The following is a 16,757-nucleotide window of genomic DNA, read 5'->3' on the forward strand; positions in this document are numbered from 1 at the left end:
ACGTCGCATCGCCCCTCGTGGACCCTGCCGCCATGGCTTGATTCGGCAGGCATCGTCTGGCAATCTCATCGACCTCGATAACTGGCAGGCGCTCTTTCGGGCGCGGCCTGTTAGCGCTCACAACCGCGAGGTCCCAACCGCCAGGAGGACTGACCTCATGCTCTCCGCCTCCGGCCGGTGCCGCTCGTCCCGGCGCCGGGCCGCCATCGCCGCAGCCCTGCCGCTCCTGCTCGCATCCGCCGGCGCAGTGGCCGGCCCGACCACACCGGCGTCGGCCGCCGTCATGACCACCCTGTCGGTGTCGCCGACGGGCTCCGGCACATCGTGTACCGCCGCGCAACCCTGCTCGCTGACGCAGGCCCAGGCCACCGTCCGCGCCGCCGCCCCGTCGATGAGCGGGGACATCGTCGTCCAGCTCGCCGGCGGGACGTACACCCTCGGCGGGCCGCTGACGTTCACCGCCGCGGACTCCGGGACCAACGGATACACGGTGTTCTGGCAGGCCGCGCCCGGGGCCCGGCCGGTCATCTCCGGCGGGCAGCGGGTCACCGGCTGGACGCCGGCCGACTCCGGGCAGAACATCTGGAAGGCGAACGTCGGCACCGGCGTCGACAGCCGGCAGCTCTACGTCGACGGGCGCATCGCCACCCGGGCCCGCACGCAGGTCAACCGGGGCGACTTCACCATCTCCGCGACGGGGCTCAGTTTCACCAACGGCGCCCTGTCCTACCTCAACAACCTGGCGAACAAGAGCCGGGTCGAGGTGGAGTCGGTGGACTCGTTCACCGACCGGTACGCGCCGGTGCAGTCGATCGCCGGCAACACCATCACGATGCAGCAGCCCGCATGGAACAACAACACCTTTGGCTACGACACGCTCAGCAAGCCGTTCCGGGCCGGGCCCCTGTACCTCGTCAACGCCCGCGAGTTCCTCGACGCGGCGGGGGAGTGGTACCTCGACACCGCTGCCGGCGTGCTCTACTACAAGCCGCTCTCCGGGCAGGACATGAGCACGGTGGACGTCGAGCTGCCACGGCTCGAGTCGCTGCTGCGGGTCGGCGGCAGCTACGCCGCGCCGGCGCACAACCTGTCCTTCAGCGGCCTGCAGTTCGCCAACACCAGCTGGCTGCTGCCCAGCACCGGCCAGGGCTACGCCGACCAGCAGACCGGTGCCTACCTCTACGGCAACCTGAGCCGGCCGGGCGACGCCCTGACGTCGTGCCAGTCGGGCTGCCCGCTGTTCGAGGCCACACGGCCCGGGTGGCGGCAGATGCCGGCCGCGGTGCAGGTCTCGGCGGCCAGCGCCATCACGTTCGCCGGCAACCGGTTCACCGACCTCGGCCAGGTCGGGCTCGGCGTCGGCAACGACGCCAACGCGCACGCCACCGGCGTCGGCCTCGGCGCTTCGAACATCACCGTCACCGGCAACACGTTCGACTCGCTCTCGGCCGGAGGGATCGTCGTCGGCGGCGTGCAGGCCGACGCCCACCACCCCAGCGACTCGCGCATGACGAACAGTGGCATCACGATCAGCAACAACGTCATCCATGACGTGGCGATCGAGTACCGCAGCCACGCCGGCGTGCTCATGACCTACACGGCCGGGTCGTCGATCGCCCACAACGAGGTCTACAACCTGCCGTACACCGGCATCGCACTGGGCTACGGCTGGGGCTCCAACGATCCCGGCGGCAGCCAGGACTACACCGACCGCGGGCTCTACAACTATCAGCCGCGGTACACCACCGCCACCGTCGCGGCGAACAATCATGTCACCGCCAACTACGTCCACGACGTGGTGCAGCAGATGACCGACGGCGGCGCGTTCTACCACCTCTCGGCCAGCCCGGGAACGACCGTCGACCAGAACTACTTCCGCAACACCAACGGCTGGCTCGGCATGTACTTCGACGAGGGCTCGCGGTACGTGTCCGCGTCGAACAACGTCCTCGAGAACGTCGGCACCTGGGCGTACACCCAGGCCTGGGCGAACAACAACACCGGCAACCTGACACTGACGAACAACTGGACCACGAGCAGCACGACGAACGTCACGACCGGCTCGCGCGGCAACACCAACAGCGGCACCGTCGTCGTCAGCGGCGGGAACTGGCCCAGCGGCGCCCGCGCCGTCATGGCCGCGGCCGGCGTCTCCGGCGGCAACACCGGCGGCGGTGCCTTCGCGCTGCGCGGCCAGGGATCGGGCCGGTGCCTGGACATCACCGGCGCGTCGACGGCCAACGGGGCCCTGGCCGAGATCTGGGACTGCAACGGCGGCGCCAACCAGCAGTTCACCGCGACGGCCGCCGGTGAGCTGCGGGTCTACAACGGGACCAAGTGCCTCGACGTGCTCGGCCGCGGCACCGCCAACGGCACCGCCGTGGAGATCTGGGACTGCAACGGCCAGACGAACCAGCAGTTCCGGCTCAACGGCAACGGCACGATCACGGCAGTGGGGGCGAACCGGTGCCTCGACGTGAGCGGCAACGGCACGGCCAACGGGACCCGGGTGCAGATCTGGGACTGCGGCGGCGCCGCGAACCAGCAGTGGTCCCGAGCCTGACACCGAGGCGCTCCTGGGATCCGGCCGGTGGCCGCCGCCCTCCCGCGGCGGCCACCGGCCGATCACGGCAACACCGTCATCCGGGTCCCCGACGGTGGCGAAGCGCACCCCCTCGTGAGGCACAACGGCGCCGGGAAGTGGACGCTCGTCAGCGGGCGCGTCACTGCGGGATCGCGGCCCCGATGAGCAGCCAGGTGATCGCTGCGCACGCGGCGCCGATCGGCACCGCGGCGATGACGAGGGCGGCCGGCGACCACCACGCCACGCGCCGCGTCACCCGAGCCGGCAGGCCCTGGACGCGCAGCCCGGCCAGCTCCCCGCGGGGCGCGGTGATCGTCGTGACGGCCAGGCCCGCGACACCGAGCAGCACCGAGAGTGCCCCGGCGAGCACGTAGAACCGCAGGGCGAGGGCCGAACCGGCCCGGCCCAGGACCGCGCGCTCGCCGGCGACGGTGCGCCGGCCGATGATGCTCAGCCCCGCCGCGGTGAGTGCCCCGGTGATCGATGCCGGGGCGTCGTGAGCGAGCCACACCTCGCCGCGCACGGTGCGCTCGTCGTCGGTCGACGCCCGGTCGGCCGCCTCCAGGTCCACGAGGACGCCGCGCCGCCCGAGCCGGGGCAGCCGGTCGGCGTGCCCGACGACGGTGCCGCCGACCGGGCCGTCGAACGCGGCGTAGGCCCCGTCGGGCGGCAGCGGACCGGTCGACACCAGCGCGAGGGCGGCCGGGACGTCCGGCGGGAGGAGGCTGCCGGCTTCGCGGCGCGGTGACGGCGGCAGCGTCACCTCGAGGCCGCCGCCGGTGACGCCGGCACTCGCGCCGGCCGGCATCCGCCAGCCGGCGCCGAACGGCTGCCCCTGGATGGTGTGCAGCGTGAGCCGGGCCGGCGCCCCGACGTAGGTGGGCAGCCCGACCTGCATCGACACGAGCCGGCAACCGGCGGTGCAGGCCGGCGCCGGAGCGGTGTAGGTGTGCCGGCCGAGCGCAAGGGACCCGAAGTCGATCGCGACCCGCTGGACGCCGCCGGCCGGCGAGACGAGCGCCGTCAGCGAGGCCGGCTTGCCCGCGAGGTCGACGGCGGTCAGGTCGACGTCGACGGTGGCCCCGGTCAGCGTCACGCCGGGGCCGGCCGCCGGCCGGAGCCGGGACGCGAGCGCCGACACCGGCTCGGGCGCGTAGTCGGCGGGCCAGTACGCCACCGCGGTCAGCCGCGCCGAGTCGACCGCGAGGGAGGACGGCAAGGTCGTGCTGACGGCCGGGATCGGCACGGCCGCCATCGCGTAACGGCCGTCCGGGTCCGCCGCCCGGGTGGCCCGCAGCAGGTGCGTCCGGGTGGTCTGGTCGACGATCAGGACGGTCGGCGCGCCGAGCGTCAGCTCGGCCCGGTACTGCTGGTCGCGGTCGGCGACCACCGTCGCGAGACCGGCGAAGCCGAAGGAGCCGAACGCCACGACCAGCACGACCAGGAGCCGGTGCGCGGCCGGGCGCCGGGCCAGCCGGAACGCGGTGAGCGCGGCGACCACCGCACCGCGGCGCAGGAACCGCCCGGCCAGCCGGGCCGACAGCGGCCGGAGCAGCCGGGCCGTGAGCAGCGCCAGCCCGGCGATGACCAGGGCCGGGGCGATGAGCGTGACCCCGGCCAGCACGCCGCTGCGCCGCTGCAGGATCGCGGCGCCGGCGAGCAGGACCAGGAGCGTCTCCACCACGAGGGTTCCCGTGCGGGCGGCGCCGCGGTCCACCTCCCGCAGCAGCGCGGCGGCCGGCGCGCCGGCGGTGCGCACCTGGACGGCCACGCCGGCCAGCAGCGACCCGAGGACGGCGATGCCGGCATAGGGCAGCACGGCGGCGTCCATGTGGGCCGGGGCGGGAGCGACCGTGCCGACGATCAGCCGGCCCAGGAGCATGCCGGGCGGGGCACCGGCGAGCACGGCCAGCGTCGTCCCGCCGGCCGCGAGCCACCACAGGACCCGCCTGGGCACGCCCCGCAGCGCGACGACCCCGAGCTCGTGGCGGTTCCCGCGGGCGACGCCGGCGACCGCGAGCAGGATCACCGCCCAGGCGAGGACGACGACGGGGATCGCGGCCAGCGGCATGACCTCGTGGGCCTGCTCGCGGTTGCGATCGATGCGGTCGAGCAGGTCCGGCAGCGCGGTGCTGACGCTGACGCGTCCGGCCTCGTCGTTCTGGGCGTCGGCGAGCCAGCCGCGCAGCGCCGGGAGCCGCTTGACGGTGATCGCGCCGTCGGTCGCGTGGGCCTCGAACGACTGCAGCTCGCGCGGGTGGTCGATGCCGGCCAGGGTGTTGCGTGCGACGTACATCGGATCGTTCTGGTAGTCCTGCTCGGCGCGGGTGCCGTGCCCCCAGTACAGGTCGGCCGGGTCGCGCGGCCGGACCAGCCCGACCACCGTCATCGTCCACGGCTCCCCGGCGGGGACGAACACGTTGCTCGCGCTGTCGAAGGTGGCGGCCTGGTCGCTCACCCGGTCGCCGACGGCGAGCCCGAGCCGTCCGGCGGCCGCCTCGCTGAGGACCGTCTCGCCGCCGCCCATCAGGCACCGCCCGGTCACGACGACGACCTGCGCGCACAGGTCCTCACGGAACGCGACGCGGCGGACCTGGTCGCTGCCGGCCCGCTCCCGGCCGGCCGGCATCGCCAGGAACTCGGTGCTGAAGACGCTGACGAACCCGCCGAGCCGGACCTTCTCGGCGGCGAGCCGCTCGAAGTCGTCGGGCATGGCGCCGCCCGATGCCCGCTGCACGGGCGCCGACACCCAGATCGTGCGCTCGGCGTTGGCGGCGTGGCGGACCTCGCCGGCGACCACCGCCCGGTCGATCGACGTGCGGTAGACCGGCGCCGCCACCGCCGCGGCCGTGGCCAGCACCGAGAGCAGCCACAGCGCCAGGGCCTGGGCCCGCCGGGCGCGCAGCAGCGCGAGCGTCAACGCCGCCATGCACGCTCCCGGCCTCGGTACTGCGGGGCCAGCGCACACCCGCCGAACAGCACCGCGACGACCGCCGTGGCACCGAGCAGGGCCAGCGCCCCCGCGCTGCGGGTGCCGGCCGAGGCCGGCCAGGCATCGGTGAACACCGGTATCGGCGGATGGGTGATCGCCCCGGCCACGGCGGCGGCCAGTGCGCCGGTCAGCGCGGCCAGCGCGGCCGGGACCAGCGCCGCCCCGCGGCCCGCGGCCCGCAGCGCGCGGGCCGGTACGCCCTGGCGGCGCAACGCCTGGAACTCCTCGGCGCGGGCCCGCCGCTGCACGGCCGAGATGACCAGCAGCGCGATCGCGGCGGCCAGCAACCCGGCCCCGCTCATGAGCACGCCGAAGCGGGCCGCGGCGGCCGGGCCGAACCGGGCCTGGCGGGCGTCGGCCGCGCCGACCGAGTCCTCGGCCACGATGGTCAGCCCGGCGTCGCGGAGCCGGTCGAGCACATCGGCCGGCGCGCCGGGGGCGAGCCAGACCTGCTGGCGTTCGGCTCGCGGCGCGCCGCCGGCGACCCGATCGGCGTACTCGAGATCGACGAGGATCCCGTGGGTGCCGGCCCCCGGCAGCAGCGGCGCGGCGATCGGTTCGACGGGCACGGCCCGGCTGCCGAAGGGGTCGATCGTGGCGGTGCCCCGCGCGTCGGACGACGGCAGTGGCCCGGCGACCGCGGCCGGCAGCGGCACGGGCGCGTCGACGACGTAGAGCCGGTCGTCGACCGGCAGTTTCGACAGGCCCGCCGGGACGGCGGCGAGCGCGAGGCGCCCGTCGTACGAGCGCATGCTGATCGTCGCGGCGATGTTGCCGGCACCGGTGCGCCAGCGGCCGGTGTCGGCGAAGACGGCCGGCCCGATCACGGTCCTGCCGTCGGCGTCGAGCTGCCGCAGTTCGACCGCGCGCCCGCCGAGGAGTTCGAACGAGACGAGCCGGCAGCCGGAGCGGCAGTCGGGCACGCTCGCGCCGGCCGGGCCGCGCCCGCCGTCGACGGGGGTGAACCGGGCGGTCACCGGGGCACCGGTGGCCGCGACGACGAGCGTGGCCAGCAGCACCGGCGGCCCCGTCGGTGGGTCGGCGCCCGCGTCGGGCAGATCGTCGGCGGCCGGCACGCTCGCCGTCAGGGTGAGGCTGGTGCCGGAGAACGTGATCGGTGGCGGGGCCGGTGGCCGCAGCCGGCGGGTGTCCAGCGATGCCGGGGCGGCGAGCACGTACGGCAGCCGGGGCGAGTCGACCGCGAGCACCGGCACGCCGCCCGGGCCGGTTCCGGCGACGACGGCCATCGCCTGCCGCCCGCCCGGGTCGGCGGCGCGGACGGCGTTGAGCAGGCGAACCCGGTCACCGGACGCGACGGTGAGGACCCGCTGGCCGCCGACCTCGACCGCGGAGCGGTGATGCCGGGCGTCGCCGGCCTCGGCCCAGCGCTGCCCGGCCAGCACGAGGAGGCAGCCGGCCGCGGCGAGCAGGGGCAGCATGCGGTACGCCGACGAGCGCCGGGCCAGCAGCAGCGCGCCGAATCCGGCCGCGACCCGCCCGTTGACGAGCGCCGACCGGCCCACGGCCGTCGCCGCCGGCATCAGCAGCCGGCCGGCGAGGATCGCCACCGACGCGGCGAGCATGCCCGGGGCGAGCAGCTGCACGCCGAAGGGGCTGCTGGTGGCGAGGGCCTGGTAGATGCTCGCCGCGGCGACCCCGAGCACGCACACCTCGACGACGGCGGAGCCGAGCCGCGGCGGTCGCGCGGCGGCGGCGTGCAGGAGCCGTTCGACCGGCAGCCGGGTGGTCCGCCAGTCGGCCAGGACCGCGGCGGCCAGGCCGGCGGCCAGGCCGGCGACCAGGACACCACCGGCGACCGGCAGCCGGTCCGGCCCGTCGGCGAGCAACCCGATGAGCGCGCCGGCCGCCGTCCCGGCCGCGATCGGCACCGCGGTCTGCCCGCTGGTCGCCGCGAGCAGCCGCCAGCGCCGGGCACCACGCAGGGCGAGTTGCGCGACGTCGGGCCGGTGCTCCTCGGCGGCGTACCGCGCGGCGACCGCCATCGCGATCCAGCCGATGACGGCCAGCTGGGCCGCGGCCAGCCACACGCCGCGCGCGACGACCTGCCGGTCGGCGGCGATGCGCTCGGCGAGGGCCACGCCGGCCGTGCTGACCTGGAGCGGGACGCGACGCATCCGGTCCACGGCGGCCGTGAGGTCCCCGCCGCGGGTGAACACCTGGGGGCTGAGCATCGCGTCGAAGGTGGCCCGGACCGTGGCCCCGGCGGCGACCACGGTGTCGAAGGTCGTCCAGGCGGCGTCGCCGGCGGTGGTCCAGTACCAGGACAGCGGGTCGGCCGGGTGGTAGATGCCGGCCAGCCGGAGCGGCCGCCGGGCCGAGGCCGGGCCGGCGGTCACCTCGAGCCGGTCGCCGACGTGCGCACCGAGCCGTTCGGCGCTCTGGGCGCTGAGGATGACGTCACCGGTCGCTTGTGGACAGTGCCCGTCGATGACGGCATTGGAGCAGAGTCCTTCGCGGTAGCGCAGCGGCATGGGCAGTTGCCGCTCACCGGCGGTGACCGTGCCGGCGAGCTCGACGCCGACCGCCTGACCGTCGACCGGCAGCGCCAGGGCCCGCCGGGCCGAGGCCGCGAACGTCTGCATGACCGTCTCGCCGGCCAGGTCGACCGCCACCGTGCCGCCGGCCGAGACGGTCCGGTCGGCCGGTGGGGCCGCCGCGATGCGTGCGGCCGCGGCGGTGCCGGTGGCTCGCTCGGCGTACCAGGGCACGAGGCTCAGGCCGGTGCTGAGGAGCGCGGCGAGCAGGAACATGCCGGTGGACACCAGCCGGCGGGCGACGATCGCCGTCCAGATCAGCGCAATCATGCGCCGTCCCGATTCACCGGATCAGTGTATGGAAAGACCCGGCCGAGGCGCCGCGGCGGGCCGGTGGTGTGCCACGGTTCCGCTTGCGGAATCCCGGCTTCTCACACGGCGATACATTGGCATCAAGAAAACTGTTATATATGCCTCCCCGGCCGAGTCATCACTGAAAATTCCGCCTGCCGGCTGGAAGTTTCGAGCGCCGCAGAACCGCTCTCAGCAGCGAATATGCGGTTCGACGGACGGCTTCCGGTCGAGGGCATCGGTCGGTGGACTTGAATGTTTCGAGGGGGTCTGGCAGCCTCGCGAGCCTGGGCGCAAACGATTTGCGCGGCATCGCCGACGACGAGTGTGAGCGCTCACGCGATCGGTTTTTTCCGGAAGTCAGGAGGCCAGCGTGGCTGAACATCCCTCCGCCCCTCGTGGCGGGACTCGGCGGAAACGCGCACGAGGCATCCGCGCGCTCGTCGTCGGCGTGGCCGGTGTCGTGGCGGTGGGCGCGGCCGCGGTGATGATGCCGTCGGCGAATGCCGCCGCGAGCACGCTCGGGGCGGCGGCGGCGCAGTCCGGGCGGTACTTCGGCACCGCGATCGCCGCGGGCCGGCTCGGCGACTCGACGTACACCACCATTGCCGGGCGTGAGTTCAACATGGTCACGGCCGAGAACGAGATGAAGCCCGACGCCACCGAGCCGCAGCGCGGGCAGTTCAACTTCAGCTCCGGCGACCAGATCTACAACTGGGCCACGCAGCGCGGCATGAAGGTGCGTGGCCACACCCTCGCGTGGCACGGCCAGCAGCCCGGCTGGATGCAGAGCCTGTCCGGCTCCAACCTGCGCCAGGCGATGATCGACCACATCAACGGCGTGATGGCCCACTACAAGGGCAAGCTGGCGTACTGGGACGTGGTCAACGAGGCGTTCAACGAGGACGGCAGCCGCCGTCAGTCCAATCTGCAGGGCACCGGGAACGACTGGATCGAGGTGGCGTTCCGGACGGCCCGGAACGCGGATCCGTCGGTGAAGCTGTGTTACAACGACTACAACATCGAGAACTGGTCGTACGGCAAGACGCAGGGTGTGTACAACATGATCCGGGACTTCAAGTCCCGTGGTGTGCCGATCGACTGTGTGGGGCTGCAGACGCACTTCACCGGGGGCAGTTCGCTGCCGTCGAACTTCCAGACGACGTTGTCGAGTTTCGCGGCGCTCGGGGTGGATGTGGCGTTGACTGAGGTCGATGTCACGAATGCGTCGACGTCGCAGTATGCCGGGTTGACGCAGGCGTGCATGAATGTGTCGCGCTGTGTCGGTATCACGGTGTGGGGCGTGCGTGACAGTGACTCGTGGCGTTCGAGCGAGAGTCCGCTGCTGTTCGACGGTGGCGGCAACAAGAAGGCCGCGTACACGTCGGTCCTCAACGCCCTCAACGCTGCCGGCCCGACGACGTCGCCCACGACGAGCACGCCCCCGAACACTCCCGGCGGCACCAACGAGATCGTGGGATCACAGTCCGGCCGCTGCATCGACGTGCCCAACGCGACCCAGAGCAACGGCACCCGCGTGCAGCTGTACGACTGCCACGGACAGTCGAACCAGCAGTGGACCTACACGTCCAGCAAACAGCTGCAGGTGTACGGCGGCAAGTGCCTCGACGCCAACGGTGCGGCCACCGCCAACGGCACGGCGATCATCATCTGGGACTGCAACGGCGGGGCCAACCAGCAGTGGAACGTCAACTCCAACGGCACGATCACCGGCGTGCAGTCCGGGCGCTGCCTGGACGTCTGGGGGACCGGCAACGGCCAGCAGGTCCAGATCTACGACTGCAACGGGCAGGCCAACCAGCAGTTCAAGCTCGTTTCGCTCGGTGGTCCCACCTCGCCGCCCCCGTCGTCGCCGTCGCAGTCCCCGGGCGGGTCGTGCACGCTGCCGACGTCGTACCGCTGGTCCTCGACGGGCGCGCTGGCCAGCCCGGCGAACGGGTGGGTGTCGCTCAAGGACTTCACGAACGTCGTCTACAACGGCAAGCACCTGGTCTACGGGTCCAACGTCTCCAGCGGCGGGTCGTACGGCTCCATGAACTTCAGCACCTTCACGAACTGGTCCGACATGGCCTCGGCCACGCAGACCGGGATGGGGCAGGCCACAGTCGCGCCCACGTTGTTCTACTTCGCCCCGAAGAACATCTGGGTGCTGGCCTACCAGTGGGGTCCGAACGCCTTCAACTACAAGACCTCCAGCGACCCGACCAACGCCAACGGCTGGTCCGCACCGCAGGCGCTGTTCACCGGGAGCATCTCCAACTCCAGCACCGGCGTCATCGACCAGACGCTCATCGGCGACGGCCAGAACATGTACCTGTTCTTCGCCGGTGACAACGGCAACATCTACCGGGCGAGCATGCCGATCGGCAACTTCCCGGGCAACTTCGGCTCGAGCTACACGACGGTCATGAGCGACTCGCAGTACAACCTCTTCGAGGCGGTCGAGGTCTACAAGGTCCAGGGCCAGAACCAGTACCTGATGATCGTCGAGGCGATCGGCAGCCAGGGACGGTACTTCCGTTCCTTCACGTCCTCCAGCCTGAGCGGCTCGTGGACCCCGAACGCCGCCAGCGAGAGCAACCCCTTCGCGGGCAAGGCCAACAGCGGTGCCACCTGGACGAACGACATCAGCCACGGTGACCTGGTCCGCAGTAACCCCGACCAGACCAAGACCATCGATCCGTGCAACCTGCAGCTGCTGTACCAGGGCAAGAACCCGAGCGCCGGCGGTGACTACAACCTGCTGCCGTGGCGACCGGGTGTGCTGACGCTGCAGCGCTGAGGGCGTCGACGCGCCGCGGCGCCCCGGGCGCGCGCGGCCGGGCGGTAAGCGGTCGTCAGGTCGTTGCGGTCACTCACGCGGGTGACCGCGACGGCCTGGCGCGGTTCGTGACCGGTGATCGTGGCGACACCGGTCGCGCGGCTGCGGAAGTGGATGTTTCACGTGTTCGCCACGGCCGGACGGGTGCGCGGGTCACTGGAGTGGACCGTGCACGGGCCGGCAGCGATGATGAGCGCCAATCCCGTATCGCTCGACGCGAGTCGATGCGTGTCCTGAAGGAGTCTCCGTGTTCACACGTCGCCCCCGCCGGCGCCGGGTCGTGACCGCCGCGGCCGCGTCGGCCTGTGTCGCCTTCGCCGCCGGTTGGTTCGTGATCGGCTCAGCCTCGGCGGGCACGCTGTCCGGCACCCTCTACCGTGACCCAGACTCGCAGGTCGTGCGCTGGGTCTCGGCGAACCCGAACGACTCGCGCATGCCCGTCATCCGCGACAAGGTCGCCAGCCAGTCGCAGGCGCGCTGGATGGCGAACTTCAACGTGTCCACCGTGCAGTCCGAGGTGTCCGCGTTCGTGAGCGCCGCCAACGCGGTCAACCAGGTGCCGGTGCTGACGTCCTACGCGATCCCGAACCGGGACTGCGGCGGGGCGAGCGCCGGCGGCGCACCGGACCTCAACCAGTACCAGCAATGGATCTCCGGCTACGCCCGGGGCCTCGGCAACCGGACCGTCATCGTCATCATGGAGACCGACGCGCTGGCCCTGCAGACGTGCCTGAGCGGCACCGAGGTCCAGCAGCGCGACCAGGCGATCAGCACCGCGGTGCAGACGCTGAAGGCGGCGAACCCGAACGCGAAGGTCTACCTCGACGGCGGCCACTCCGCCTGGAACTCGGCCTCGGAGCAGGGATCGCGGCTGGTCGCCGCCGGCGTGCAGTACGCCGACGGGTTCTTCACGAACGTCTCGAACTTCCAGCCGCTGGGCAACGAGCTCAACTACGGCCGCTCGATCATCTCGTACCTGCAGGGCCGCGGCATCAGCGGCAAGCACCAGGTCATCGACACCAGCCGCAACGGCGGCGCGGCCGGCGACTGGTGCGCCGACGACAACACCGACCGGCGGATCGGCAACTACCCGACGCTGAACACCGGCGACGCCAACGTCGACGGCTACCTGTGGATCAAGCCGCCGGGCGAGGCCGACGGCTGCAACTACGCGGCCGGCAGCTTCCAGGCCGCTCTGGCCTACAGCCTCGCCGCCAGCGCGCCGTACCCGCCGGCCGGATCCCCGACCGCCTCGCCGTCGGCGAGCCGCTCGAGCAGTTCCCCGTCGGCGTCGCCGTCGGCCTCCCGCTCGCCGAGTGCGTCGGCGTCGCCGAGCCGGTCGTCCGGCGGCGGCGCGTGCAGTGCGACGTACCAGACCGTCAGCACCTGGCAGGGCGGATTCCAGGCCGGCGTCACCGTCACCGCGGGGTCGGCGCCGATCAGCGGCTGGACGGTGACCTGGACGCTCGCGAGCGGCCAGTCGATCACCCAGCTCTGGAACGGCACGCTGACCACCAGCGGCTCGAGCGTCACGGTGCGCAACCAGGCGTACAACGGCTCGCTCGCGGCGGGCAGCTCGACGCAGTTCGGCTTCACCGCCACCGGCAACGTCTCCACGCCGACGCTCAGCTGCACCGTCTCCTGAGCCGATCCTCCGGGGCGCGGACCCTCCGGGGTCCGCGCCCCTGACCGTGATCGGCCACGGCCCACGCCGCCCGCCGGTACTCGGCGAGGGCGGCGTGGGCCGGCCTGACGCCGGCCAAGGTGACGAGCGTCCCGCGACCTCGTTCGCCATGGGGGCGCTTTCCGGCGGTGGTCGTTGGATGGCGCTTCGCGCGAATGCCGGCCGGGATGCACGCCGGCGCCGACGCCGCCGGGGACATCGACTGGCCGGTGATGGTGGACTCGACGATCGTGCGGGCGCATCAGCGGACAACGGTTCGGAAACCGGCTCACGCCATCGGACGATTCCGAGGCGGACTGACCACGGCCACCGTCACCGTTGCCGCACTCCGCAATGGCTATCACCGTTTGACGACACGGCCTACTGCCGGACGGGTCGCGAAGATGCGGCGGCCGCCGGCCGCCGCATCCGCGTTCAGTGCTTCAGTGCTTCAGTGCTCACGGCCTCAGCTGGTGCTGCAGGAGACCGACGGCCAGGTCCATTGACCGTTGGCCATGATGGTGACGCCGAAGTTGTTGCCGCTGCCGTTCGGTTTGCCGACCATCACGTACTGGCTGGGCCAGGTTGCGTTCACGTTCCAGGTCGAGCTGATCGTCGCCGGTGACGGGACGTTCATGGTCACGGTCCAGTTGTTGGAGCCGGACACCGCGACGTTGAGGTTGTAGCGGTCGCTCCACTTCTGGCCCGCGGACAGCGTGGCCGTACAACCGCCGCCACCGCCGCCGCCGCCGCCACCGCCGCCGCCACCGCCGCCGCCACCGCCGGAGCCCTCGCTGACCGTGATGTTCGAGCTCACGTTGCTCTGGTAGCCCTCGGTGGCGAGGATCTGGTAGTTCGGGGTGCCGATCTGCAGGCCGGCCGACCGCCATGCGTTGAAGTGGTTGGCCACGTTGATGGTGCCGCCCGTGCGCTTCTGCTGGCGGACGCTCCAGTACTGGTAGAACGTCGCATTGCCGATGATCGACGGCTGATTGACCCGCTGGGTGCGGTAGATGTCGTAGGTGCTGCCGTCGGACGTGACCGAGCCGAGCCGCTGGGCGCCGGTGCTCGGGTTGTAGTTGCCGAAGTTCTCCACCACGTAGTACTCGATGAGCGGGTTGGTCGTCCAGCCGTAGAGGGCGAGGTAGCAGTTGCCGCCGCAGTTGAACGAGCCGGAGTAGTTGACGGTGTGGGTGGTCGAGCCGGGGTTCCAGCCCTTGCCCACCACGGAGTTGTTGATGCCGTTCATCTGGACGCTGTAGCTGCCGCCGGCGCCCAGATTCATGGTGACGTTGCCGCTGTCCTTCCAGTAGGAGAAGAAGTAGCCGTTGTGGGTGCCGGTCGTGTTCGACGTGACGGTCCGGTCGGCCTCCGCGTGGGCGGTGCCGGCGACGAACACGGTGACGGCGGCGAGCGTGACGGCGCTGGCCGCGCTGATGAGCAGCCGTAGCCGTCGGCGCCGGCGGCCGCCGGGTTGAGCGGGTGTGTCGTGCATGGGTGCGTCCTCCTCGGTTGGGCGGGCGAGGTCGCTCGACGAGTGCCAGGGCACCGAGTGCTCGTCCGTGCGGTTGGCGGCCGACTGGACTATCGATGCCGATCGAACGATGAGCTAGCGAGATTATGAGCAGGGGATCGCCGGTCTGGCAAGAATTACCGGAAGGCTTCCGGATGCCACCACGGCGCCAGTCGAAGCGCTTGCGTCGCGTCTTCGCAGGTGGAGTCCGGCGGCTCGTCACCCGGCGCGGCGCGGCGCGGCCCGCTGAGGCGCTCGCGGCCGGGTCCGATGCCGAAAGTTTCGGGTCGCTCCGGCGCTGGGAAGGCACCTGACCGCCGAAGGCGGCGCTGGGAAGGACCTGACCGCCGAAGGCGGCGCGCGTGGCCGAAGTCCCGACCGGTGGAGGTGTCAGGTGGCCGACGCCCTCGGCGCCCTGAGGAGGGCGGCGGGTCGCTGCGGCACCTCAGCCGGCGACGGCGGTGCGGTGCTGATCGAGCACGGCTCACGGCACGCGCCGTGACCCCGGCGCGACGGGGGACCGGGCCGCCGCGGCGGCACCCGCACCCGGCCGCCCTCAGGCCGCCGGGGCGTGCTGGATCAGCAGCGGGCAGGCGGCGTGGAACAGCAGGCGGTGCCCGACCGATTCGGCCAGCAGCCCGGCCGCCGGTCCGCACGGACGCCCGCCGAGGACCAGCAGCTGGGCCTCGCCGGAGGCGTCGAGCAGCACGCTCGCCGGGTCTCCGCTCGGGACGCGGGCCATGGCGGGCACGGCCGGGTACTTGTCGTGCCAGCGCAGGACGTCCTCGGTGAGGTCGGTCAGCAGATTGGCGCGCGCCCGGATCGGGTTGGGCGCCAGCGGCGGAATGCCGATGCCCCACGGCGCGACCTGGTGTGGCAGCACGCGGATGGCCACGACGTCGCAGCCGCGCCGGGCGGCGGCGTCGAACGCGGTGTCGAGCAGGCGGTTGTCGTACCGAGACCCGCTGACGCCGACGACGACCGGGCCCTCGGTCGCGTCGGCCCGGCCCCGGACCACGGCGACCGGGCCGGTTGCGCGCATCGCGACCCGGGTGCCGGTGGCGCCGCGCAGCGCGTCGACGAGGGCCGTCCGCTCGTGGCTGCCGACGACGGTGAGCGGGGCCTCGGCCGCCAGTTGGACGAGCACGTCGACCGGATCACCCAGGATCACCTGCCCGAGGACGGTGAGCCCGCTCCGGCGGCCCCGGACGGCCGCGACCGCCCGCTCCACGGCGCGGTCCGTGCCGTCCGGCCGCTGCGCCACGCACACGATACGCAGCCGGCCCCCGCCGCGGTCGGCCTCGGCCGCGGCCCAGCGCACGGCCGCCTCGCTCGCGGTGGTGCCGTCGATACCCACGATCACGTCGGTGCCGTACATGGCCGCCTCCTGACCTGGTTCCCGCTTCGACGTTGACACGGCGGCCCGGGCCGGTGGCAGAGGCGTCGGACGGGACGCGACAGTGCCCAACGGCTCCGCGCGGACGTGCCGTTGGACCCTGCCCCGGCAATGTCGGCCGGTCCTACGTTCGGGCTGTGACGTTGTGGTGACAGGACGAAGGAGGCCTGTGATGAGCCGTTGGGACGTCGCCGATGTGATGACCGTCGGCGCGGTGTCGGTCCAGGAGGACACACCGTTCAAGGAGATCGTCGACCTGCTGGAGGCGCACGAGATCAACGCGCTGCCGGTGGTCGACGCGTTCGACCGGGTGGTCGGGGTGGTCTCCTCGGCCGACCTGATGGCGAAGATCGAGTTCGCCGGGGACGACGACCGGGTCCGGTTGTTCGAGACCCGGCACACGCGCCAGGCGCGCGGCAAGGCGCATGCCACCGCCGCGGGCGAGCTGATGCACGCACCGGCGGTGACCATCACCGGCCACGCCTCGCTGCCCGCCGCCGCCCGGGTCATGGAATCGGCCGGGCTGAAGCGGCTGCCGGTCGTGGACGACCTGGGCCGCCTCGTCGGCATGGTGACCCGGCGGGACCTGCTCAAGGTGTTCCTGCGCTCGGACGAGGACATCCGGCGGGACATCCAGGACGCCGCGCTCGCCGGCCTGGTCGGGGTCGACCACTCCCAGTTGCGGGTCGAGGTCGACGACGGCGTGGTGACGCTGCTGGGGCAGGTCGAGCGCGCCTCGCTGATCCCGTCGGTGATCCGGCAGGTCGAGCGGACCGACGGCGTCGTCGACGTCGTCAGCCACCTGTCCGCGGTGGTCGACGACGGGACCCGGCCCTATCAGGCCCCGGTCATGTTCTGAAAGCCATGGCCGCCGCGGCCGGCGCGCCTTCGACGGTCGCCGATGCCGGCCCGGTCCGGGCC

At 72.6% G+C, this 16,757-nt stretch carries 8 protein-coding genes; 4 read left to right on the forward strand and 4 right to left on the reverse strand.

Going from position 1 to position 16,757, the window contains the following annotated elements; all coding sequences use genetic code 11:
- The first annotated feature begins 157 nt into the window (after positions 1–157).
- Positions 158–2,563 carry a ricin-type beta-trefoil lectin domain protein gene (locus ACQP1P_RS21690; protein ID WP_433088823.1) on the forward strand — a complete coding sequence of 802 codons (2,406 nt, stop codon included), beginning with the start codon at positions 158–160 and terminating at the stop codon, positions 2,561–2,563.
- 160 nt (positions 2,564–2,723) lie between these two features.
- On the opposite strand, the gene ACQP1P_RS21695 is transcribed toward ACQP1P_RS21690, so the two are convergent.
- Together ACQP1P_RS21695 and ACQP1P_RS21700 are read right to left on the reverse strand one after the other, a co-directional pair.
- Positions 2,724–5,513 carry a hypothetical protein gene (locus ACQP1P_RS21695; RefSeq protein ID WP_433088825.1) on the reverse strand — a complete coding sequence of 930 codons (2,790 nt, stop codon included), beginning with the start codon at positions 5,511–5,513 and terminating at the stop codon, positions 2,724–2,726.
- Entirely contained in the window at positions 5,501–8,401 is a 2,901-nt protein-coding gene (locus ACQP1P_RS21700) for a hypothetical protein (protein ID WP_433088827.1), read from the reverse strand. The genes ACQP1P_RS21695 and ACQP1P_RS21700 overlap by 13 nt, the downstream gene beginning before the upstream one ends.
- Before the next feature lie 394 nt (positions 8,402–8,795).
- On the opposite strand from ACQP1P_RS21700, the gene ACQP1P_RS21705 reads away from it, so the two are divergent.
- The gene (locus tag ACQP1P_RS21705; RefSeq protein WP_433088829.1) at positions 8,796–11,225 is read left to right on the forward strand and encodes a non-reducing end alpha-L-arabinofuranosidase family hydrolase; all 2,430 of its coding nucleotides are present in this window, start codon (positions 8,796–8,798) and stop codon (positions 11,223–11,225) included.
- 286 nt (positions 11,226–11,511) lie between these two features.
- Positions 11,512–12,909, forward strand: a complete 1,398-nt coding sequence (locus tag ACQP1P_RS21710; protein ID WP_433088830.1) for a glycoside hydrolase family 6 protein — start codon at positions 11,512–11,514, stop codon at positions 12,907–12,909.
- A gap of 484 nt (positions 12,910–13,393) precedes the next feature.
- Here ACQP1P_RS21710 and ACQP1P_RS21715 read toward each other — a convergent pair whose 3' ends face one another.
- Both ACQP1P_RS21715 and ACQP1P_RS21720 read right to left on the reverse strand, forming a co-directional pair.
- On the reverse strand, positions 13,394–14,422 hold the full coding sequence (locus ACQP1P_RS21715; RefSeq protein ID WP_433088832.1) for a glycoside hydrolase family 11 protein: 1,029 nt from the start codon (positions 14,420–14,422) through the stop codon (positions 13,394–13,396).
- Between the two features lie 574 nt (positions 14,423–14,996).
- A complete protein-coding gene (locus ACQP1P_RS21720) occupies positions 14,997–15,818 on the reverse strand; it encodes a universal stress protein (RefSeq protein WP_433088834.1) in 822 nt (273 codons plus the stop codon).
- 190 nt (positions 15,819–16,008) lie between these two features.
- On the opposite strand from ACQP1P_RS21720, the gene ACQP1P_RS21725 reads away from it, so the two are divergent.
- Complete coding sequence (locus ACQP1P_RS21725) at positions 16,009–16,695, forward strand: CBS domain-containing protein (RefSeq protein WP_433088836.1); 687 nt, start codon at positions 16,009–16,011, stop codon at positions 16,693–16,695.
- Positions 16,696–16,757 lie beyond the last annotated feature (62 nt).

Origin of the sequence: Dactylosporangium sp. CA-052675 (genome assembly GCF_050947935.1) — a bacterium.
GTDB lineage: Bacteria > Actinomycetota > Actinomycetes > Mycobacteriales > Micromonosporaceae > Dactylosporangium.